Here is a 22145-nt window from a genome sequence, read left to right on the forward strand (position 1 = left end):
TTGTTATTCTTTTTGAGAATCGCTTGTGAATAGCGGAGAGGGTTCAACCAACTTACCCTATTTTGATGATGTTGGTTTACTTCTTTCTTTGGGGGCCAACCAGTTGGCTTTTCTTGGATATATAGACGTAATTTTGTTTGGAGGTTTTGGGAGGCGTTCAACCAACTTGCTTTGATTTTAATATTCTGGTCTACCACTACGTTTCAAAAGTTGACGTAATAACGTTTGTGGTAGACCAGTTATCATTATTGGTAAGCTATAGACTGAGAAAATCAAGCACAAGGGACATTCTCACAATTCATATCACTCCATGAGCCGCAGAAAATTCAACCAATTTACTTAAACAAGATTATCTTGGCGTAATGGACCTCCAAAAAGCAGTCAGTTAATCGTAAAGCGTTACGCCGGTGAAAGACATATCAGGGATTCCGGTTGAACAGCGTGCGGAATTTCAAGAAATGGGATACTATATTAAAGAAATATAATTGCCAAGAGCTAATCAAGAAGTGTAGCTTCAAAATAGAACTACACTAAAAGGAGTAAACATGAAAAAAGTACTTATCGCAATAATTTTATTAACTATGGGAATTAGCTTAGCAGGCTGCTCAGCAAAGAAGGATAACATAGAGGTGACTGAAGGTGCAGATGGACCGACAGCTTACTTCGAGGCTACAAAAATAGATGAGAACGAAGCAGAAACTACAGAGGACAATCAGGAAACTTCTGAATCTGAGTCAACAGACGATCAAAAGACTCAGGACGAGAATTCCACAGGAGCAGATAAGACCTCCGAAGAAGATAAATCAGAAGAAACAAAAACAACAGAAGACAACTCATCCACAGAAGCTACCACAACAGAAGCTACCACAACAGAAGCTACCACATCCTCCCGGCTTACTGACGACCAGGCGCTTGAAGCAGTCAGAAACTACTGCATCGCAAGCAATCCTGATCTTGAAGGAATGACAGAGTCCGATGATTACACTATCTATTGGGTTATAGATTCAAGTGATGACAACCAGGTAGTGGTTCTGTACAGATCATATACAGCAGCACAGGTTCGCTACTACATTGACAGAGCTACAGGTGAGACTTATGTTACAGAGTTCGTTCCGGGAATAACTGAAGAAGAGGAACGCACTGATGAAACCTTCAATATAAACGACTATGTGAAATAACTTCGGAAAAATCAATAACAAACAACACTAGCCAATAGCTTGCAACAAAACCAACCAAAAGAAATAACAAAAACTTTCCAAAACTTTCCAAACTTTCCAAAAACGTATTGACCTTAACGTAGCGTAAAGGCTTAAACTCAGAAAAAACAAGATAAGAGGAGGCACTACATATGAGGTATACCGCTGGGGAATTGGCCAAGAAGCTTGGGGTTTCTGCACGCACTGTGAGATTTTACGATGAGAAGAAATTACTGCATCCATGCGAATATTCGGAGTCGGGGTACAGGCTCTACGATGAGGACAGCGTGGTACGCTTGCAGAAAATACTTATGCTGAAGTACATGGATTTCTCATTGGAGCAGATCGCGAACATGATGCAAAATGACAGTTCGGATCTGCAGAAATCCTTAAAGGAACAGGAAGAACTTCTCCTTGATAAAAGAGAGCACATCACAAGACTGATTGCTGCCATAAGAAAAACCAAGGATTCCGCGGAAGAGGAATTCTGGCCGAACCTGCGACACGTCATCGAGCTGACAAGGGACAGGGAGGAAGTCATAACTCAGTACAAAAATGATGATAACCTGAACAAGAGAATCTCAATCCACGAGTACAGCACTGCTGAGGTTGAGTGGTTTCATTGGCTTTTGGAAAAGGAGAACATCTCTGAGGGAATGAAGATTCTGGACATAGGCTGCGGTAACGGACTTCTGTGGAAGCGTTTGGCAGGCCTGCTGCCTGATAATCTTGAGATTCACATGGTGGATTATTCAGACGGTATGCTGGCCAGTGCAAGGGAGACGGTGGCTGAGATTCTTGCAAAATATCCGGAGAAGAACTTTAGCTTCGTGATTGATAAAAGAGATGCCACGGACTTTTCATATCCCACAGCGGGCTTCGACCTTATCATGGTTAACCATGTGCTGTTCTACTTAGAGAAGGAGAGCAGAATCAAGCTGTATAAACAGATAAAGAGTCTTCTTGCGAAGAACGGAAGATTCACCTGTACTCTGCTTGGAGAAAAGCACATGCAGGAAATTCATAATCTTGTGACGGACAATTACCCGGGAATGAAATTCCCCTTCCTGAATTTCGATTTCTTCCTGGATAATTGTAAAAACGAATTGCAGAATTACTTCCGGGTTCTGGATGTCGAGGAACATAAAAACGACCTGATGGTTCCGGATGATGAGATGATATTCAACTACATATCTTCCTTCTCGGAGGAGTGCAAGGCAGCAGTCACCAGAGACAGGGAAGAGTTCATGGAAAAAATTCATGAGCAGATGGACTACGAAGGATACATGTATATTCACAAATCTACCGGCGTAGCGATTTGCGCCGCATAAAAAAATGGGTGTCGCTTTAGATGTTTAAATGCATCAAGGCGATGCCCTTTTTCATGATATAGGAAATTTCTCCGAAATTCCTATATCATGAAAAGCGCTCCGCTATGGATGCGCACTCGCGCGATAGGAATATGTTGCCTTCAGCAACCGCGCTCTGCGCGAGAATGTCGCAAGCGACATTCTTTCTTGGTTTGCGCGCCATGGGCGCGCTCTAACGGGTGCAAGTCCCGAACACGCCCAGATAGTGGGAAGTGTATAGCCGAACAGCAAGGGTGTCCATCGTGAGGTGGAATCTGAAGGAAGCTGTAAGCAAATCTCTGGTCCGACGGACAGAAATCACATATAAGGCTAGGCTACGAGAGATAAGTTGGCCAAGAGCAACGAAGTCTAATAACTATCACTTTTGTAGTAGCAGAGTAAATGTGGCGGATATATGGAGAGAAAGAGCGTGCACCTTAAGCGTGGAGGTCTCACAGAGGTTGCATTAGCCTAGTAACAACGAACTGTGAGAAGTCAGCCGAACCCATAGTAGCGAAGAAGTCTCTGTAATGGAGATGGAGTGAAGGGGTGAACAATCAATAAGTTTGAGTATGTCTCGTGTTGCAGAGATGACAACATCTGCCGTAACCAATCGGGATAAAGATGGTCAAATCAAGCGAGGCGGAAAGGAAAGAACGCATGGACACAAGTAGTCTAATGGAGCAGATACTATCTAGTGATAACCTCAATAGAGCATATCTGCAAGTCGTACGAAACAAAGGTGCGGAGGGAGTGGACGGAATGAAGTACACAGAACTCAAAGAACATCTTGAAAAGAACGGCGATGTCATCAAGGAACAGTTGAGGACAAGAAAGTATAAACCTCAGCCAGTACGAAGAGTGGAGATACCAAAGCCTGATGGCGGTGTCAGAAATCTAGGAGTACCAACAGTAACAGACAGATTCATACAACAAGCCATTGCCCAGGTTTTAACACCAATCTATGAGGAACAATTCCATGACCACAGTTACGGATTCAGACCTAATAGATGTGCACAGCAAGCAATCCTAACAGCGCTTGATATGATGAATGACGGTAATGATTGGATTGTAGATATTGACTTGGAAAAGTTCTTTGACACAGTGAACCATGACAAACTCATGACTATCATAGGTAGAACTATAAAAGATGGAGATGTTATTTCTATCGTTAGAAAATACCTAGTCAGTGGAATCATGATTGATGATGAATACGAGGACTCTATTGTGGGAACACCGCAAGGAGGAAACCTCTCGCCATTATTGGCAAACATCATGCTGAATGAACTCGATAAGGAAATGGAAAAGCGAGGGCTTAACTTTGTAAGATACGCAGATGATTGTATCATCATGGTTGGTAGTGAAATGTCTGCTAATAGAGTTATGAGAAATATCTCTCGATTCATTGAGGAGAAATTGGGGCTCAAGGTAAACATAACCAAGAGTAAAGTTGATAAACCACAAGGACTTAAATACCTTGGATTCGGATTTTACTTTGATTCTAGGGCGCATCAGTTTAAGGCAAAACCACATGCGAAATCAGTAGCGAAGTTTAAGAAGAGGATGAAAGAACTTACTTGCCGGAGTTGGGGCGTCAGCAACAGCTATAAAGTGGAGAAACTTAATCAGCTCATCAGAGGATGGATTAACTACTTCAAAATAGGGAGAATGAAAACCCTCTGTACAGAACTTGATAGAAATATCAGGTATCGACTTCGCATGTGCATTTGGAAACACTGGAAAACTCCACAGAACAGAGCGAAGAACTTGGTAAAGCTAGGAATACCCAAATGGGCGGCATATAGAACCGCCTATAACGGAAAAGCGATTGCAAGCGTATGCTCAAAGACAGATGTGCAGAGAGCAATAAGCCCGAAAAGGCTTAAGCAATTTGGACTTATCTCAATGTTAGATTACTACACCGAGAGGTGTGTCACTTGTTAAGTTGATTGAACCGCCGTGTACGGAACCGTACGCACGGTGGTGTGAGAGGTCGAAAATGTCTCTATAATGAGACATTTTCTCCTACTCGATTGACATGCTTTCTGTACATCTGCAAGGATACGATTGTTAAACAAAATTTCATCTTTTTTTAATATCTATGGCAGTCCACTTAACATAGAATATTTTTATAGAGCATCTTACAAAAAGGAGGCAAAAATGAATAAAAAATATTTATCATTCTTGATGGCATTTTTGATTGCCACAACTCTTTTTGTACCCACCAAAATTACTACTCTTGCTGAAACAACTAAAGAAGCAGAAACAGCAAAGGCTGATACCTCTGAGGTCGCAGAACTGTCAGCCACCGCTGAATTAGACAAAATCCAGAAGTATGGAAATGTCGTTCTGTCTATGGAATGCAAAGAAATACTGGATGCAGGGTACGAATATGGTGATGTCGTTAATGTATCCTTCCTGGATCAGACTATGGAATTGCCGTTCTGCAGCAATTTCTCGGATGTAGATTCAGGAGTGCCGGTGATTCTGGCCCGCGAAGAAGATACAAATGTAGTGGTAGCCATAAATATGGGTGATTTTGCAACTACCTATGGACTAGCAATAAAAGAAACAGCCGAAGATAAAACAGTCACCTGGACAGCTGCTGATGGTGTGGAATTCCCGATCACCTTCACAATTTCTATGAATACCCCCAAAGGCTATTATGATGAATACCAGCTTCGCCAGATGTCATATACAACAGAGAGATCTGATTATCCGGATCTGACAGATGAGCAGTTTGCAAACTTCAGGGCTGTCACAACGACCGGAATGGGAGAAGGAAAGCTATACAGATCTGCATCTCCCATAAATACAAGATATAACAGAAATTCTTATGCGGATGCTGCCATAAAAAAAGCAGGCGTAACTGTTATCATGAACATGGCGGATGATGAAGCGACTGCAAAATCCTTCGAAGGATATGATGATACCTATTACTCAAAACAAAAGGTTATTTTCCTTAATATGGGCCTTGATCTTAAAGCACAGGATTTCAAGGATAAGCTTGCCCAGGGTCTGAAGTTTTTTGCTAAAAATCCCGGCGTATATGAAATTCATTGCACAGAAGGAAAAGACCGCGCAGGATATGCATGTGCTCTCCTTGAATGTTTTATGGGAGCAAGCTATGACGAAGTGGTCGAGGACTATGCAACCACTTACTATAACTATTATGGTATTAAAAAAGGTGATGAAAAATATACCTTCATCGTTAATAACGTTACCAAAAACCTTGAGAATGCATTTGGAATAACTGATGTGAAAAATGCAGACCTCGCAGCAGAAGCTGATAAGTTCTTCACAGCTATCGGACTTACAGATGCGGAGAAGGACGCCCTGAGAGCTAATCTTGGCACAGGAGATAGTAGTGCAGCTGAAGAAGTAACTGAAGCTACAGAAGAAACTGAAAAAGCAGATGAATCTCCCGCTGCAACATACATTGTTCAGCCCGGTGATTACCTCATAAAGATTGCAAAAGAGCAGCTTGGTGACGCCAATAAATGGACCGAGATTTACAAGCTTAACAAAGATATCATCAAGGATCCCAGCCTGATCTATGTAGGCCAGGAGCTCAAACTCAAATAATACATGCAGGCCGGGAGCTCAAACTCAAATAATATATGCAGGCCAGGAGCTCAAACTTAAATAATATATGCAGGCCGGGAACTCAAATAATAATTGAATCTGACAACAGAGAAGGGAGCTGACACTCAAAAGCCAGCTCCCTTAATATTTTCCCTTATTATTATCCCTTAAGCTCATCCATCTCCAGCGAAATCTTACAAACATCACTGAAATCCTTGGCTTCCCAGTTCATCTCGATTCTCTCCGTCACGATCTCAATCTCGGAGGGCAGCGTCTCCAGGAGAAGCACCATAACCTGATTATTGCCGTGCCTTGTTATGACATCACTCTGCCTAAGGGACATCTGTACGATGGACATGAACTCGCTCATGGCAGCTTCCATATCCACGCCCTGTCCATTTGGGGTGATCGTATAGATCATCACATGGATGTGCTTGTGGTAGTTGTTGACAACCCTCGCAAGGAACTGATACACAGTCTTGAAGTTGTCAGTGTTTAGTGAAAAGGCGCCGTTTCCGGGGCTTCTTTCAGCCATAAGCATCATGGCAGCCTTAAGAGCGGTTGCCTCACCAGGCTGACTGTCAGATACATTTTTATTTTCATGGAAAATCTTATAGCCGTGCTTTCCATTTTGCTTAACATCATATAAAGCTTTATCAGCCTTTTTGAAAAGTGTGAGGAAATCCTTACCTTCATCAGGAGCAAAGGCGCAGCCAATGGAAGCTCCAAGGGGAATTGTCATATCGGGACCCATGAGCTCCTTTGCGGATAAAACTATCTGCTCATTGATGTAGGCGGCCTTCTCGGCGATAACCTCCTCATCGAGGATATTCTTGCAGAACAGGATAAATTCATCGCCGCCCATACGACCTGCAAGGTCAGTGGAGCGGATTGCAGTGCGCAGAATCTCTGAAAAGCGGATAAGAACATTATCACCCATGGCATGGCCATAGATGTCGTTTACGGGCTTGAAGCTGTCAAGATCTACCATCAGAAGGGCACCGGAGCCTACTTTAGCCAGGGCGTCAATCTCCTCCTGGGAGGAGGTCTTGTTTAGAAGACCTGTCATCGGATCGGTGACGGCAGCCTTTTTAAGACCCTGAATCTGCTCGACGGTCTTTAGAATATTCGAGACTCTCTTTAAGAGAACGTCCGCTCTGAAGGGCTTTCTGATAAAATCGAGGGCACCTATGGAAAAGCCCTTACTCTCGGTTTCATCATTTTTATCTGCGGTCATGAACATGAAGGGAATCTGCTTCCCAAGCTCATCCTGAAGAGTCTTCTGCAACGTGAAGCCATCAATTTCGGGCATCCTAAGATCCGAGAGCACCAGATCAGGTTTCTCGGTTTTATACATCCAAATGGCATCCCTGCCGTTTGTGGCACAGATGGTATCGTACTCACTTGATAAAATATGATCCGTCATCCTGAGGGATATTTTTTCATCATCAACGATCAGAATCTTGTGTTTTGCCATATTTTTCTATGTTCTCCCACAAATAAATCCTAGCAAAAAATAATAAACATATTCTTTAAAAAGTATATATTTTTACTTAATTTACGTTTTGGAAAAGATTATTGTGTATAATTAATATAATTGGCCGGTGATTCATGAAAAGGAGCTTGCGCTATGAACATTGATGGTTTGAGAGAGTTAGGGGCGAATGTGGATGAAGGTCTTGAAAGATGCATGGGCATGGAGGATTTCTACATGGAGATGATAGAGCTCGGCCTCTCTGATGAAAGGTTCGAGACTTTAGGCCAAGCCCTTGAGGCCGGAGACCTTGATAATTCCTTTGAGCATGTGCATGCCTTAAAGGGTGTAATAGGTAATCTTGCGCTGACGCCGTTATATGAGACTATATGTGAGATCACGGAGCACCTCAGGGCAAGAGAGCAGATGGACTACAAGCCGCTATACGAAAAACTTATTTCTCAAAGAAACGCATTCCGCAGTTAAGATTTGTATCGATATTGAACGGAGAGTAACGCCGTGAATACTGATGATAGACATGGAAGAAGCAAACTGGAGCGATATCTTTCGCCTTTGCATGTGTGGGCTCTGTCATTCGGATGTGCCGTTGGATGGGGCGCATTTGTTATGCCCGGCACAACGTTTCTGCCTCTGGCCGGTCCCCTTGGAACCACGCTGGGCCTTATCATCGGCGCTGTCATAATGCTGATCATCGGCGTTAACTACCACTATCTTATAAACAAATTCCCGGATTCAGGTGGAACCCTGACTTATGCTGTAAAAACCTTCGGATATGACCACGGCTTCATGAGCGCCTGGTTTCTTATCCTTGTTTATGTTGCAATCATATGGGCCAACGCCTCTGCGCTGGGCCTTATCAGCAAGTACCTCTTTGATGGAACCTTCCAGTTTGGCTTCCATTACCAGATACTTGGATACGATGTATATCTGGGAGAGGTGCTGATCTCAGTGGCTGCCATATGCCTGGCATCAGGACTTTGCATGAAGGGAAAAAGGATATCTGTCAATCTTCAGGCAATTTTGTGCTTTGTCCTGATTCTGGGAATCATAGTCTGCGCCGTAAATGTTTCCTCTCACAATCATGGAATAATCTTCGTTGCAAAGCCTTACTTCTCACCGAACAAAGGAAATCCGGTAAGTCAGGTTATCTCAATAATCGCGTTATCTCCCTGGGCATACGTCGGATTTGAATCCATATCGAATTCAGCATCGGGCTTTAAGTTTTCATCTGAAAAGAGCCTGCCTATCATGGTGGCAGCACTCATAACATCGGTGGTTTCTTACGTGCTCCTCGCACAGATAGCCTCCGCAGGTGTTCATGAGAATTACTCCGGATGGGTAGAGTACATAGCTGACCTTCCGAATATCGGGGGCATTCTTGGACTTCCGACCTTTCATCTTGCGCAGGATTCCATGGGTAGTACCGGCCTTATAATTCTTGGCTGCGCCGCATTCGCAGGCGTCATGACAGGACTTATCGGTAACTTCATCGCTGCCAGCAGACTCCTCTACATCATGGCGGATGACGGCATTCTGTCCGGCTGGTTTAGAAAGCTGAATGACGAAAATGTTCCGCAAAATGCCATTGCAGCGGTGACTGCAATTTCAGTGTTTATCCCGCTCCTTGGAAGGACAGCCATAGGATGGATAGTCGATGTCACCACCATCGGCGCGATCATAGCCTACGGATATACATCGGCAGCAGCAACAGTCAACGCTAAGGCTGATAACAATAAAAAAATAATGGCCACTGGCATTCTCGGACTTATCGCATCGGTGCTGTTTTTTATGTACTTCATGGTGTGGTCTGCGGGAGCCATGTCAACGGAGAGCTACTTCATCCTTGCAAGCTGGAGTATCATCGGCTTCGTGTATTTCATGTTTGTGTTTGAGCACGACAAGAAAAAGAGATTCGGACATTCCACCATCGCATGGATCACCTTTTTGTGCATGACGTTTTTCGCATCCCTTGTATGGGTGAATAACGCAACCGATGATATCACCAAGGAGGTGGTAAGCAGCATAAGTGCCCACTATGAGCAGCTAAGCGATGAAACGGAATTTGAGGATCCCGAGAAAACAAGCAAATTTATCAACGAAAAGCTTGTGAAGGCAGATAATGATATCAACATAAACAGTATGATTCAGATGACTCTGAACATCATCTCACTACTTATCATGTTCAGGATTTACAGCATAATAACTGTTAGGGAGAAGGAGGCTCAGAAGGAAAAGCTAAAGGCCACCGAAAGGAGTATCGCCAAGACGGTATTTTTATCAAACGTATCCCACGACATCAGAACTCCCATGAATGCCATAATAGGATACATCAACCTCGCCAAGGAGGAAAATGTCACCCATGAGGAGCTGAAGGAATACCTTAAGAAAATCGAGGCCTCCAGCAATCATCTGATGGCCCTTATCAATGACGTCCTTGAGATGAGCAGAATCGAGAGCGGCAGGATAGAGCTTGAAAATGTGCCCGTTAATCTGAGGAAAACCTTCGATGATGTAAAGGATCTGTTTGCTACGCAGATGGCTGAAAAGGGAATTACCTATACGGTAGATACGAAGGGTATAGAGAACGAGCATGTTTACTGCGATAAAAACAGGTTAAACAGAGTGCTTCTAAACCTGCTTAGTAATGCCTACAAATTTACGCCAAAGAACGGTAAAGTGGCCGTGATCGTTAAACAGAAAAAGGCTTATGAGCACATGAAGGCTGTCTATGAGATTCAGGTTAAGGACAGCGGAATCGGTATGTCAGAGGAGTTTACGACCAAGGTGTTTGACGCCTTTGAAAGAGAAAATGATGAGACGGTTAAGGATATCCAGGGCACCGGACTTGGAATGAGCATTGTAAAAAGTCTCGTGGATGTCATGGGTGGCACCATCGAGGTAAGATCAAAAAAGGAGCATGGAACTGAGTTTATCGTAAATCTGACTCTGGGTCTTCAGACCGAGGAGGATATCAGGAAGGCTAAGGATGAAGAACAGGAAACAACCGTTAGCGATGTAGACTTTAGCGGCAAGAGAGTGCTTCTTGTGGATGATATTCAGGTCAACAGAATGATTGCAGCAAAGCTCCTTGAGAAGATGGGACTGATAGTTGAAATGGCAGAGAACGGACAGGAGGCAGTGGATAAGGTAAGCGCTGCAGCTGCAGGCTTTTACGACATTGTGCTTATGGATATTCAGATGCCTGTAATGGATGGTTATGAAGCCGCAAAGACCATCAGGAAGCTTGAGGAAAAGGAGAAGGCCGGGGTACCCATAGTTGCGATGACAGCTAACGCCTTTTCAGAGGATATTAAAAAGGCAGCAGACTCCGGAATGAACGGACATATAGCAAAACCGATAGATATCAGCAAGATGACAGAGACCCTGGTCAAACTAATAAACTAGCATAAAACCAACCAGACAAAACTACTATTACAAAAATATGAGGATGAGCTTCTATCAGGAAACTCATCCTCTTTTTATGATATCATAAAAAGCGCTCCGCTATGGATGCGCACTCGCGCGATAGGAATATGTTGCCTTCAGCAACCGCGCTCGGCGCGAGAATGTCGCAAGCGACATTCTTTCTTGTTTCAGAATATCTCTGATTTTACGAGCGATTCATCAAACCTTAAATGCATTGATCAGATTCTCAATCTCATCTGAGGAGTCTGAAACTGCGGTAGCACTGTTATCAACACCCTTGGAGTTCTCTGCAACGAGCTCTGCGCTGGAGGTCAGGTGAGTGGCTGTAGCACTTACTTCCTGAGTACTTGCTGACTGCTCCTCGGAGATTGCTGCCATGGAGGTTGCGATTTCATCAACGTTACCAACCTTGGCAATCATCTCGCTTACGATATCGCTGGTCTCATCGAGGCTCTTGAAGATCTCTTCGAAGGTAGCGCCTGCTGTATTAACTGCATCCATGTTGTGGTTGATCTCTTCCATGTTGCTCTTGGACTTGTTGGAGAGCTCCTCTATCTGGATGGTGATCTCCTTGATGATGGTTGAGATCTGCTGTGTTGAATCTGCACTGTTCTGTGCCAGCTGTCCGATCTCCTGAGCTACAACTGCAAAGCCCTTGCCGGCTTCACCTGCTCTTGCAGCCTCAATTGAAGCATTGAGGGAGAGGAGGTTGGTCTGACTGGAAATCTCATTGATCATATCTACGATAGAGTTGATCTTCTGAGCTGATTCTCCAACAACGGTTACTACTTCGTTCATGTCATCCATGGCCTTGGCGATGCCGGTCATACCTGTCTGAACAATCTCCATATCACGCTGACCGTCCTTTGCCTTGGTTACAAGGAAATCCATGGTATCTCTTGTATGCTGGCTCTTCTCTGTGAGGTTTGATACCTCCTGAGCCAGGTTTGTTGCCTGATTAGCAAGCTCTGTAACAGCGTCAGCCATGTCATCCATAGCACCCTGGATCTGCTGCATTGCCTTGGACTGCTCATCAGCCTGGGCATTGAGATCACTGGATGCGTGCTTGGAGTTGCTGGATTCGATTGCGAGCTTTCCTGTGACTTCCTTCATCTGAATGAGAGTATCACGCATCTGTGCAACATAGTCTGCCATGTTGTTGTTCATGAGGCCAATCTCGTTTTCTTTGTTTCCCTGACCCTTCTGAATGTCAACGGTGAAGTCACCCTGTGAAATTCTGGTGATGTTGTCAGTGAGCTTACTTACAGGCTTACTGATCATGCTGTTGATGGTCTGTAGCATAACGATTGCCATGAGGATAAGCATGATGACTGAAATAGCTACGCTTATATAAATAAACTTGTAAAGAGGTGCAAGTACGTCGCTTACCTTAACGAAGGAAGCCAGGAACCAGTTGGTGCCCTGAACCGGATCGATTGATACGTAGTAATCTATTCCATCTGTTCCGTGAAGGGTGAAAATGTCATCCCTTCCGCCTGAGGTTGTTATCTTGGAAATCTGCTGAATAAAGTCGTCATTGGGATAATCGGCTACATCCTTACCAATCTGATCCTCGGCAGGTGATGCGATCATTATGGTGCCGCCGAACATCATGGTGGATCCTGTGCCAAGGGGCTTATATGCGCTGGCTGTTTTGGATATTCCTGTGAGAACTATATCTGTGGAAAGGATACCCGTTCTTCCGTCAAGGAGTTTGACCTCTCTTGAACCGCATACAACGGTGTTACCGGTGGACATATCTACTGAGGGCTCACCGAGTGTTATGGATGATTTACCCTGGCCGTTCTTATACCAGCCTCTGGAGGTAGGGTCGTAATCAGCATCCGGAACCCAGCCGCCTCCGTCATAGAAAGCTTCTTTGCCGATTGCAAGATAAACGTCAATAACAACACCGGGATATTCATCCATTCCGGGGAGAAGTGCATTTAGGTATGCATTGTCATCAGCAAAAGAGGACTTTTCAAGGGTATCACCAAGACCGTTATAATATGCAACCATGTTGGACATATCTCCGGCAATTTCGGCAGCATTGGCTTTGGCTTCCATTGCAAGACCGTTTGTGGCTTCTTCCACGATGACATTTTTGGCGCTTATAGCCATGAAAATTGCCACAACAGCGATGGCAAAAATTACCATAGGAATGATAACTGCCAGTAGCTGACCACTGATGTGCTTGCTGAGCGATTTTTCGTTAACTTTACTAGCCATAATGAAAACACCTCCATAGAAGAATTATTATATATAAATTATACTTTGAAAAGGTCAGAATAAAGATTATTAAATTATAAATAGTTTCTAATCTTTTTATAATTTTTGCTATAATATGATATTGAAGTAGTATGTCAAAAAATACGAAATAATGATAACTAATTCAGGAGGCAGTACATGGACAATTTTACTTACTATGCACCTACGGAAGTTGTTTTTGGAAAAGGTGTTGAGAACAATATCGGCTACACAGCCAGCAAATATGGAAAGAAAGCTTTCCTGGTATTCGGAAAGGGAAGCGTTGTAAGAAGCGGTCTCCTTGGAAGAGTTGAGGACTCTCTTGCGGCAGCAGGCGTAGAGTATATGGAGTTTGGAGGAGCAAAGCCCAATCCCACTCTTGAGCATGCAGAGGATGGCGTAAGGGAAGCTGTTCATTTCGGTGCAGATATGATAATAGGTATCGGCGGAGGAAGCGCTATTGATACAGCCAAGGCCATTGCCCACGGCGCAGCCAATCCCGATGAGAAGCTCTGGGATATCTGGGTTAAGAGAGTTCAGCTCACAAAGTCTCTTCCCGTTGGCGCAGTTCTTACAATAGCTGCTGCCGGAAGTGAGATGAGTGATTCCGCTGTTCTTACAAACGAGGAGCTTGGAAAGAAGGCTGGAATAAACACTGAATTTAACAGATGCAGATTCGCTATCGTGAATCCCGAGCTTGGAACAACTTTACCTAAGAACCAGATAGCAGCCGGTGTAACGGATATCATGATGCACACAATGGAGAGATACTTCATCCCGGATTTCCACTGCGATATGACCGACGAGATAGCAGAGGGACTTCTTCGCACAGTGATCAAGAACGGAGCGAAGGTTGTGGAGGATCCTTCGGATTACGATGCAATGAGTGAGGTATTCTGGGCTTCAAGCCTTTCACACAATAACCTCACTGAGTGCGGCCGCGGCAAGGACTTCTCAGTTCATAAGCTTGGACATGCGCTCTCAGCAAAGTATGATGTCACCCATGGCGCATCCCTTGCAGCGGTTTGGGGAGCATGGGCAAAAGATCTTTATAAGGGAGCCCTTCCCAGATTTGCAAGATTCGCCCGCAGCGTATGGGGAGTTACTGAGGAAAATGACGAGGCTGCAGCTCTTGCAGGAATAGAGAAGACTGTGTCATTTTTTAAATCCATAGGAATGCCTGTAAGCGTAAGAGAGCTGGGGGTTGACCCTTCAGATGAAGATATTAAGGAGCTTTCTCTTGATGCAACCATGAAGGATACAGTAAAGCTCTCAAGAATCAGACCCTTAAGTGCGGCAGATGTAGAGAAAATATATAGAGATGCTTTATAAAAATTTAACTAATAGAAGAATTATATAATTATGCCCCTCATTCTCTTTGTTGATACAATATAATTGCAATAAAGAGTAATGAGGGGTTAATTTTATGATCAATTGGAATTTTGATTATGTAATTCCAAGCCTACTTATTCTGATTATAATCATGGGATACTACTTTTCATTGCCGAGACTTCCTGTCAGGCTGAATAAGGTATTCCTGGCTATTATGGTTAATGAAGGCTTCGTCATAATATCGGATATAATCGCCAGCTGGGCATGTAATGAGTACAAGACATTACCGACCTGGATAGTGGTTTTATTAAATACGCTCTATTTTGCAGCCTTCTTTAGCGGGTGTTTTTTGTTCTTTGAAATGGGTGTTACCCTTCTGCGCATTGCTCCATCCAGAAAAAATGTAAGAAAATGGCTTATAAGGATTCCTTTTATATTGTCGGAAATCCTTACTGTTAGTAGTGCCTTTTTCGGATTTATTTTCTATATTGATGAAACAGGGTATCACCGTGGACCACTCCACTTCATGGTTTACGTTACCCTTTATTTCTACATATTCATGAACTATTTTACCCTGTTTACACATTGGAACAGACTGCGAAGAAGGCATGAAAGAAACGGCATTATCGGTTATACCACAATGCTTCTGATTGGATCTGCACTGAGGTATTACCTGCCGCTTTATCTTATTTTTGACACCTTCTGCCTGATGGCAGTTCTTATAATTTACCTGTCCTACGGTAACCCTGAATTTTTCCTTGAAACCAGGAACATGGCCTTCAACAGCAAGGCCCTGAGAATTTTTATAGAGGAAAATGAGGACAGGGGAAGATATAAGATTCTCTCTTTTATTATTCGTGATTACCATGACCTTAGGGATATCTATGGAACTATACAGATGAATCAGGGAATTGCTCTGATATCTGAGTTCCTTAAGAAGAACTATCCTGAGGTTATCCAGTTTTATTATCAAAATGGACGCTTCGTACTTCTTGGCAACAGAGGAATGGACTGGGAGGAGATTCATGAGGAAATAAGACACCGGTTCCTTCTTCCATGGAAATCTGATGATGCTGAGCTCTATCTGGAGGTAGGCTTTGCTCTGGTTGACCTTTCAAAGGGCTATGGAAGCGCAGATGAAGTGCTTAACTCCATCGGACTTTTATTGGAAAGAGCAGACAGACTCGGGGATGACTACAATGTCCTTACCGATGATAATGCTCTTCAGGATTATGCAGACAGAATCTATCTGAAGAAGACCATGGAAAATGCCATTGATCATAAGGCAGTGGAGATATACCTACAGCCCCTTATTGATGCCAATAAGCGCACCCTTGTGGGAGCGGAGGCACTGGCAAGAATCCGTGATGAAAAGGGACATATCGTGCCTCCCGGAGCCTTCATTCCGATAGCCGAGCAGAATGGCCGAATCAATGAGCTGGGAGAGCAGGTATTTGAAAAGGTCTGCCAGTTTATAGCGGATAGCGATGTGGACAGCTTTGGACTCCAGTTTATAAATGTCAATCTGTCACCTATCCAGTTCATGAGAACTGACCTTGGAGACAGGTTCCTCAAGGTTGTGGACAGATATGGCGTTGATCCTTCCAGGATACATCTGGAGATCACAGAGGAAGCCATGATAGACGACCAGCAGATGGAAAAGCAGATACAGGCAATGCAGAGAGATGGCTTCAGATTTGTTTTGGATGATTACGGAAAAGGTTACTCTAACCTTACAAGACTTAAGAAGAGTCCCTTCATAAATGTAAAGCTCGACATGGAAATCGTATGGGATTACTGTAATGCACCTGACCACATACTTCCCATGATGGTAGGAGCCTTTAAAAAGATGCATTTTGGCATAACCGCCGAGGGAATAGAGACAGAGGAAATGGCAAAGAAGATGACAAACATTGGCTGCGATTATCTGCAGGGAATGCTGTTCTCAGCGCCACTTCCGCCGGAAGAGTTCCTTGAACAATATAGAGGTTACTAAAAATATAAAAGGGGCTGTGAAAAAATGAGAAATCATTTTTTCCAGCTCCTTTATTTTTTAGGATGGCTTATCCAATATTATTTACTATTCCGAAGGATATATAGTTGTCTACGATAGCCTTAAAATCCGTGCCTTCCTCGCACTTTTCATTATAAATTCCGTTCACCATCAGGCGGAGTCCGCCACCTTCAAAATGCTCAACAACCTTATAGCGGTCCTTGTAAAATGAGCTTCTGGATACGGTTACGTCTCTGCGGATACCCTTGAATTCAGAAAGGGGACATCCCGGGAAATTGATATTTACTATCTGACCGTAGTCAAGCTTTACCTTAAGAGCCTCCTTTAGCATGTCCTTAAGATATGCGTTTGTGACCTCGTGATCGTCGTCAATGTTCTCTGAGAGTGCAACGGCGTGATAGCCCTGAAAAGCTGCCTCGAAGGCTGCTCCTGCTGTGGCGGAGTACTGGATATCCGTTGCTGCGTTATAGCCAAAATTGATGCCTGAGAGGACCACATGGGGCTTTTTCGGCATGATATTAAGACTTCCCACGCGGACACAGTCGCCGGGAGTTCCGCTGCAGGAAAATGCGTGAACGCCCTCAACCGGGAAATCGTGAGGGAAAACATCTATCGGGTCTCTCAAGGTAATGCTGTGTGAAGCAGCGCTCCTTTGGTGCGCCGGAGCTACAACCCACACCTCACCGAATTCCTTTGCAGCCTCCGCCAGTCTGTGGATACCGCCTGCATCTATTCCGTCATCATTTGTGATTAGTATTCTTCGCATATAAAACCTCTGAAAATGATTTTTTTCTATACTAACATAAATCGCAACAACCAAAAAGAAATAAGCAAGATTATGTAAGACACGGAGCCTGTAATAATGCGAACATAGACTTGATAAACTAACGATATGACTATAGAAAATGAGGATAGCAATGGGTGCTTTTAAGACAGGTAATTACAGGAACCTTTTTAAGGAAATAGGAAAAAGCGACGCCGAGATACAGGCACGTATCGACGAGGCGGTTAAGACATTTTTCTACGATGAAAATGAGAGAATTTATCATGAAGCCGGTGAGGATATGGGTTACCTTACCGACACCGGTAATAACGATGCAAGAACAGAGGGTATGTCCTATGGCATGATGATGTGCGTTCAGCTGGATATGAAGGTGGAATTCGACCGCATCTGGAAGTGGTCCAAGACCTACATGTTCATGACAGAGGGCGACAACGAGGGCTATTTTGCCTGGTCCTGTCAGACAGACGGAACCAAGAATGCCTATGGTCCTGCTCCTGACGGCGAGGAATTCTACGCAATGGCGCTTTTCTTTGCATCACACAGATGGGGCGATGGCGAGGGAATATTTGAGTACAGCAGAGAGGCGAGAGAGCTGCTTAGCGCCTGCATTCACAAGGGGGAAAATGGAAGACCGGGATGTCCCATGTGGAACAGGGAAAACGGACAGATTCTTTTTGTTCCGGGAAGCCCGCACACAGATCCTTCCTATCATCTGCCGCACTTCTATGAGCTTTTTGCGCTGTGGGCAAATGAGGAGGACAGGGAGTTTTTCGCAAATGCAGCAAAGGTCAGCAGAGACTACCTGGTAAAGTGCTGCCACAAGGAGACGGGACTTAGTCCTGAGTATGGTAACTTCGACGGTACACCCATGGACAAGGAACTGCCCTGGGGACAGTTTGGTGATTTCTTCAGTGATGCCTACAGAACTGCAGCAAATATAGGGCTTGATGCAGTATGGTTTGGCGAGGAGAAAAAGCATCTGGGGGCACCGCTTCGCATGATGAAGTTCTTCGGAACAGATCTTGAGGCAGTAAGGTGCGCTTATAAGGTTGACGGAACACCTCTTGAGAGACCTGTTCTTCATCCTCTTGGACTTTTATCAGCGACTGCGCAGGGGGCACTTGCAGCTGCTGATGATGATTTTGAAACCGCAAAAAAATGGGTAGAATGGTTTTGGAATCAGCCGCTCAGGAAGGGCGTTCGCAGGTACTATGACAACTGCCTGTACATGTTCGCGCTTCTGGCACTTTCGGGGAATTACAGAATTTACTGATTCTAAAAAGCATGTATTGGGGTGCTTTTTAAGATAAAGGAATGAAAAATATTTAAACTGGAGGAGGTTTAAAAAAGTTATGGGTAAACAACTAATCTATTCGGTGTATTTTATTATGCCGATACTTCTTTTGTGGGGGGCTAAGCCACAGGGAAAAGGACAGTGGAACGACAGTCTGTCACTGTCACAGACCAAGGCATTTCAGGGATTTTTAACAGTGGCAATTATGTTGCATCACATCGGCCAGAAGACCTGCGCATCCTGGCTCTTTCCCAAGAGCCGCATTATTCCGGGGCTTGAGTTCTTTGTTCCGATAGGTTACATCCTTGTTTCATTTTTTCTTTTCTTCAACGGCTACGGAGCTTACAAGAGCTTCCACACCAAGAAGAACTACCTGAATGGCTTTGTGAAAAAGAGAATACTGCCTGTGGTGTTATCACTCTATTCAACAACACTGATATTCTTCATCGCAAGACTTCTTATAGGTGAGAAGATGGATATGCCCGGCGCACTGCTTTACCTTTCAAGCATCAAGCTTTGCAATCCCAACACCTGGTACGTGATAGTCCTTCCGTTCTTCTATCTGGCATTTTATCTTGCCTTCAGATTCATTAAAAAGGACGGCCTTGCAGTAGCAGCGACAACAGCTTTCGTGGTTGCATACATTCTTGTTGGAACCAGCATCGACCACAACGATTACCTTATAAGGGGTGAGTGGTGGTGGAACTGCGTGCACATGTTCCCTGTGGGAATCCTCTTTGCAAAGTATGAGGACAAGATCATCCCTCATCTCAAAAAGTACTACTGGGTATATGCAATCCTTGCAGTTGCAGCACTCTATCCTTTATATCTCTATTCCGTACATGCGCAGGATTTCTTCTCCTACTACGGCGAGAACTTCGGTGCACCGGACAAGGTTTTGAGAAGACGTATGACACTTCTCAGCCAGGTATTTGTAACCATGGACTTCGTATTTGCATCACTCCTTCTTGGAATGAAGGTTAAGATCGGTAACAGATTCCTGAAATTCATGGGAACGATAACCCTTGAGTTCTACCTGATCCACGGACTTTTCGTAGAGCTCTGTGACCACACCTTTGATGGCGGTGTGAAATCACCCTTCCCGATCAAAAATGTATTCCTCTATGTACTGGTAGTATTCGCTCTGGGTGTTCCCTCCGCAATACTGTTAAAGAAATTACATGGTCTGATTCTTGGAATTGGCAAAAAAGAAAAACAGCCTGTCGAACTTAAGAAGGCATCATAAAATAAGCTGCGGCGCATGTGCAAAAGTGCATATGTGCCGTTTTTTTTATCGTAACTTAATGCGTTGTTTATCAGATTTTTATAGGCATGTTGGATAATAAATTATGGTTATTTTATTATGTCTGGCTATGCTTTTTGGCTAAAAAATGAGGACAATCCTATGGGAAAACGAATTATATCAGCAGTAATAATAATGACACTACTAATCAGTATGACAGCTGCCTGCAGTAAGAAAAACGAAGAGCTTGTGGGCGGGGACGCCGAGGAAGAAAGCAGCGAGCTTGTGGTAATTGATATCAATCTTACTGATGAGGATTACGGAATCGGGGTAAATAAGAATAAGCCCGAGATACTGGAAAAGATAAACGAATTCATAGAGGCCGGATTTGAAAACGGAAAATATGATGAAATAACCGGACACTATTTTGGCGGTACGGGGGATCCTGTTGGCATACCTACAGGGACCCGGGATGATGAAAAGGACCAGCTTGTGGTAGCAACAACCGGAGATTTTGAGCCCTTTGATTATGATGAGGGTGATCTTCATTACGGTATTGATATGGAGCTTATAAAGGCAATCGCTGATTACATGGGTAAAGAGCTGGTGCTTGTAAATGTCAATTTCGATATCATGTTCCAGACGGTTGCACAGGGAAAATGTGATGCCTGCATAGCCGGAATAACAATAAAGGATGAAAGAAAAGAGTTTGTGGATTTTTCAGTCCCATATTTCAATGCAGGACAATGCCTTGTGGCCAATAAAGCAGATAATGATTTCAAGGATGCAAAGACAAGGGAAGAAGCAGAGGAGATACTGAAAAATCTTGATGAATCAGTAGTTATTGCTGTTGAGGCAGAGACTACCGGAGAGAGCTACCTTCAGGGGGGAGCCGGTGATTTTCCGGGGGTAAAATGTAAGATCATGAAATGCTCAACCCTCGCGGACTGTATCATAGCTCTTCATAACGGAAATGCAGATTATGTCATTGGAGATAACGCTACACTTAAATATCTGGTAGCTAATCAGTAATTTATGTGATCGGGGCTCTATATGAAAAAGTTAAAGGGATACACCTGGATATTGATATTAGTAGTACTATTGTTGATCTTGGCAGGCCTTATTATAGGTCTGTTTAGAATGTCCATTCAGAACGACGAAGAAAAGACAATAGTCGGTGGTGTTTTCCTTGATGATATTGATGACGGAGGCTGGAGCGAAAATCATTACAACGGACTCAAGACAGCATGCGATGCTCTTGGATTAAAGCTTGAGGTAGTAACCAATGTCGAAGAGAAGGCTGCCAGTGAAGAAGCTGCTGTGGAAGAACTGGTGAGCAAGGGGTGCAATGTCATATTCCTCACCAGTGAAGGCTATGGAATGGATTTGTACCCTGTGATGTCTAAATACAATAATGTTGAGTTCTACACAGTATCTCCCAACTCTGATTTGTCAAATGTAACGACATATTTCTGCAGACTTTATGAGATGCGATACCTTGCAGGAATGATCGCGGGCAGAATGACCCAAAGTAATATCCTTGGATATGTTGCAGGCGGAAGAAATCCGCAGGTAACAAGGGGAATCAATGCGTTTACCCTGGGGGCCAGATCAGTTAATCAGGATGTGACAGTCAAGGTGAGATATCTGGATAACTGGACGGATCCGGAAGATGAATATTTACAGGCAAAAAAGCTGATAACAGAGGATGGTGCTGACCTCATAACCTATCATGCCAGCCTCAATACTGCTATTGATGCTGCAGAAGAACTGGGGGCTTATTCAGTCGGTTATGGCAGGGATATGGAAGGATATTCTGACAAATATCTGACCAGTGTTATATATCACTGGGATGTGGTATACCGGAAAATTCTTGAGGATTTTTTGAAGGGTGCAATTACCGACAACCATTATTACTTCCTTGGAATGAGAGAGGGAGCGGTTTCCTTTACGGATGTTACGAATATTGTGCCCCCGGATGTAAAGCTCTTTGTAGATGCAAAGAGGAAGGAGTTTGCCAAAGGCTCATTCGTTTTTGAAGGAGAGATAATCAGTAATACCGGAAAAGTCATGTGCAGGAAGGGTGAAAGAATAAGCGATGATGCGCTCTTAAGGCGCATGAACTGGTTTGTGGAAGGAGTGGAAGTCTATGAATAGTAAGCTCCGATACATGCCTGGTC

General features: G+C 43.9%; 15 protein-coding genes. 12 read left to right on the plus strand and 3 right to left on the minus strand.

What is annotated here, in order from left to right; translation table 11 throughout:
* The first annotated feature begins 581 nt into the window (after nucleotides 1-581).
* The 4 genes from G587_RS0116680 to G587_RS23260 all read left to right on the plus strand — a co-directional run bounded on the left by G587_RS0116680 (nucleotide 582) and on the right by G587_RS23260 (nucleotide 6130).
* Entirely contained in the window at nucleotides 582-1178 is a 597-nt protein-coding gene (locus G587_RS0116680; RefSeq protein WP_196812602.1) for a hypothetical protein, read from the plus strand.
* Nucleotides 1179-1348: 170 nt separating this feature from the next.
* Nucleotides 1349-2527: a MerR family transcriptional regulator gene (locus G587_RS0116685; protein WP_026493165.1), complete on the plus strand. Its 1179-nt coding sequence runs from the start codon at nucleotides 1349-1351 to the stop codon at nucleotides 2525-2527.
* 678 nt (nucleotides 2528-3205) lie between these two features.
* Nucleotides 3206-4489, plus strand: a complete 1284-nt coding sequence (gene ltrA / locus G587_RS0116690; RefSeq protein WP_026493166.1) for a group II intron reverse transcriptase/maturase — start codon at nucleotides 3206-3208, stop codon at nucleotides 4487-4489.
* A 216-nt stretch (nucleotides 4490-4705) separates the two neighbouring features.
* Nucleotides 4706-6130 carry a tyrosine-protein phosphatase gene (locus G587_RS23260; protein WP_035787104.1) on the plus strand — a complete coding sequence of 475 codons (1425 nt, stop codon included), beginning with the start codon at nucleotides 4706-4708 and terminating at the stop codon, nucleotides 6128-6130.
* 160 nt (nucleotides 6131-6290) lie between these two features.
* On the opposite strand, the gene G587_RS0116700 is transcribed toward G587_RS23260, so the two are convergent.
* Nucleotides 6291-7607, minus strand: a complete 1317-nt coding sequence (locus G587_RS0116700; RefSeq protein WP_026493167.1) for a GGDEF domain-containing response regulator — start codon at nucleotides 7605-7607, stop codon at nucleotides 6291-6293.
* A gap of 153 nt (nucleotides 7608-7760) precedes the next feature.
* Here G587_RS0116700 and G587_RS0116705 point away from each other — a divergent pair, with 153 nt between their 5' ends.
* Both G587_RS0116705 and G587_RS24695 read left to right on the plus strand, forming a co-directional pair.
* Entirely contained in the window at nucleotides 7761-8090 is a 330-nt protein-coding gene (locus G587_RS0116705; protein WP_026493168.1) for an Hpt domain-containing protein, read from the plus strand.
* Nucleotides 8091-8123: 33 nt separating this feature from the next.
* Nucleotides 8124-11030: an amino acid permease gene (locus G587_RS24695; protein ID WP_051201106.1), complete on the plus strand. Its 2907-nt coding sequence runs from the start codon at nucleotides 8124-8126 to the stop codon at nucleotides 11028-11030.
* Between the two features lie 219 nt (nucleotides 11031-11249).
* On the opposite strand, the gene G587_RS23275 is transcribed toward G587_RS24695, so the two are convergent.
* Nucleotides 11250-13280, minus strand: a complete 2031-nt coding sequence (locus G587_RS23275) for a methyl-accepting chemotaxis protein (protein WP_051201107.1) — start codon at nucleotides 13278-13280, stop codon at nucleotides 11250-11252.
* 177 nt (nucleotides 13281-13457) lie between these two features.
* Between G587_RS23275 and G587_RS0116725 the strand changes: the two genes are divergently transcribed.
* Both G587_RS0116725 and G587_RS0116730 read left to right on the plus strand, forming a co-directional pair.
* Nucleotides 13458-14630, plus strand: coding sequence for an iron-containing alcohol dehydrogenase (locus G587_RS0116725; protein ID WP_026493169.1), 1173 nt, complete (start codon nucleotides 13458-13460; stop codon nucleotides 14628-14630).
* Between the two features lie 94 nt (nucleotides 14631-14724).
* Entirely contained in the window at nucleotides 14725-16626 is a 1902-nt protein-coding gene (locus G587_RS0116730) for an EAL domain-containing protein (protein ID WP_026493170.1), read from the plus strand.
* Between the two features lie 67 nt (nucleotides 16627-16693).
* Here the strand turns inward: G587_RS0116730 and surE are convergent, their stop codons facing one another.
* The gene (surE, locus tag G587_RS0116735) at nucleotides 16694-17410 is read right to left on the minus strand and encodes a 5'/3'-nucleotidase SurE (protein ID WP_026493171.1); all 717 of its coding nucleotides are present in this window, start codon (nucleotides 17408-17410) and stop codon (nucleotides 16694-16696) included.
* A 151-nt stretch (nucleotides 17411-17561) separates the two neighbouring features.
* Between surE and G587_RS0116740 the strand changes: the two genes are divergently transcribed.
* The 4 genes from G587_RS0116740 to G587_RS23280 all read left to right on the plus strand — a co-directional run bounded on the left by G587_RS0116740 (nucleotide 17562) and on the right by G587_RS23280 (nucleotide 22122).
* Complete coding sequence (locus G587_RS0116740; protein ID WP_026493172.1) at nucleotides 17562-18701, plus strand: glycosyl hydrolase family 8; 1140 nt, start codon at nucleotides 17562-17564, stop codon at nucleotides 18699-18701.
* 79 nt (nucleotides 18702-18780) lie between these two features.
* On the plus strand, nucleotides 18781-19968 hold the full coding sequence (locus tag G587_RS0116745; protein ID WP_026493173.1) for an acyltransferase family protein: 1188 nt from the start codon (nucleotides 18781-18783) through the stop codon (nucleotides 19966-19968).
* A 159-nt stretch (nucleotides 19969-20127) separates the two neighbouring features.
* Nucleotides 20128-20997, plus strand: a complete 870-nt coding sequence (locus tag G587_RS0116750; RefSeq protein WP_026493174.1) for a transporter substrate-binding domain-containing protein — start codon at nucleotides 20128-20130, stop codon at nucleotides 20995-20997.
* Between the two features lie 21 nt (nucleotides 20998-21018).
* Complete coding sequence (locus tag G587_RS23280) at nucleotides 21019-22122, plus strand: BMP family ABC transporter substrate-binding protein (protein ID WP_081679492.1); 1104 nt, start codon at nucleotides 21019-21021, stop codon at nucleotides 22120-22122.
* Nucleotides 22123-22145 lie beyond the last annotated feature (23 nt).

The sequence above is a fragment of the Butyrivibrio sp. XPD2002 genome, assembly GCF_000423945.1.
Lineage (GTDB): Bacteria > Bacillota > Clostridia > Lachnospirales > Lachnospiraceae > Butyrivibrio.

What these genes read in the sequence shown, in the direction of transcription:
- G587_RS0116740 (WP_026493172.1), top strand. Translation starts at nt 17,562, where the DNA reads ATGGGTGCTTTTAAGACAGGTAATTACAGGAACCTTTTTAAGGAAATA.
- G587_RS0116745 (WP_026493173.1), top strand. Translation starts at nt 18,781, where the DNA reads ATGGGTAAACAACTAATCTATTCGGTGTATTTTATTATGCCGATACTT.
- G587_RS0116730 (WP_026493170.1), top strand. Translation starts at nt 14,725, where the DNA reads ATGATCAATTGGAATTTTGATTATGTAATTCCAAGCCTACTTATTCTG.
- G587_RS0116700 (WP_026493167.1), bottom strand. Translation starts at nt 7,607, where the DNA reads ATGGCAAAACACAAGATTCTGATCGTTGATGATGAAAAAATATCCCTC.
- G587_RS0116705 (WP_026493168.1), top strand. Translation starts at nt 7,761, where the DNA reads ATGAACATTGATGGTTTGAGAGAGTTAGGGGCGAATGTGGATGAAGGT.
- G587_RS23275 (WP_051201107.1), bottom strand. Translation starts at nt 13,280, where the DNA reads ATGGCTAGTAAAGTTAACGAAAAATCGCTCAGCAAGCACATCAGTGGT.
- G587_RS0116725 (WP_026493169.1), top strand. Translation starts at nt 13,458, where the DNA reads ATGGACAATTTTACTTACTATGCACCTACGGAAGTTGTTTTTGGAAAA.
- G587_RS23280 (WP_081679492.1), top strand. Translation starts at nt 21,019, where the DNA reads ATGAAAAAGTTAAAGGGATACACCTGGATATTGATATTAGTAGTACTA.
- G587_RS23260 (WP_035787104.1), top strand. Translation starts at nt 4,706, where the DNA reads ATGAATAAAAAATATTTATCATTCTTGATGGCATTTTTGATTGCCACA.
- ltrA (WP_026493166.1), top strand. Translation starts at nt 3,206, where the DNA reads ATGGACACAAGTAGTCTAATGGAGCAGATACTATCTAGTGATAACCTC.
- surE (WP_026493171.1), bottom strand. Translation starts at nt 17,410, where the DNA reads ATGCGAAGAATACTAATCACAAATGATGACGGAATAGATGCAGGCGGT.
- G587_RS0116680 (WP_196812602.1), top strand. Translation starts at nt 582, where the DNA reads ATGGGAATTAGCTTAGCAGGCTGCTCAGCAAAGAAGGATAACATAGAG.
- G587_RS0116750 (WP_026493174.1), top strand. Translation starts at nt 20,128, where the DNA reads ATGGGAAAACGAATTATATCAGCAGTAATAATAATGACACTACTAATC.
- G587_RS0116685 (WP_026493165.1), top strand. Translation starts at nt 1,349, where the DNA reads ATGAGGTATACCGCTGGGGAATTGGCCAAGAAGCTTGGGGTTTCTGCA.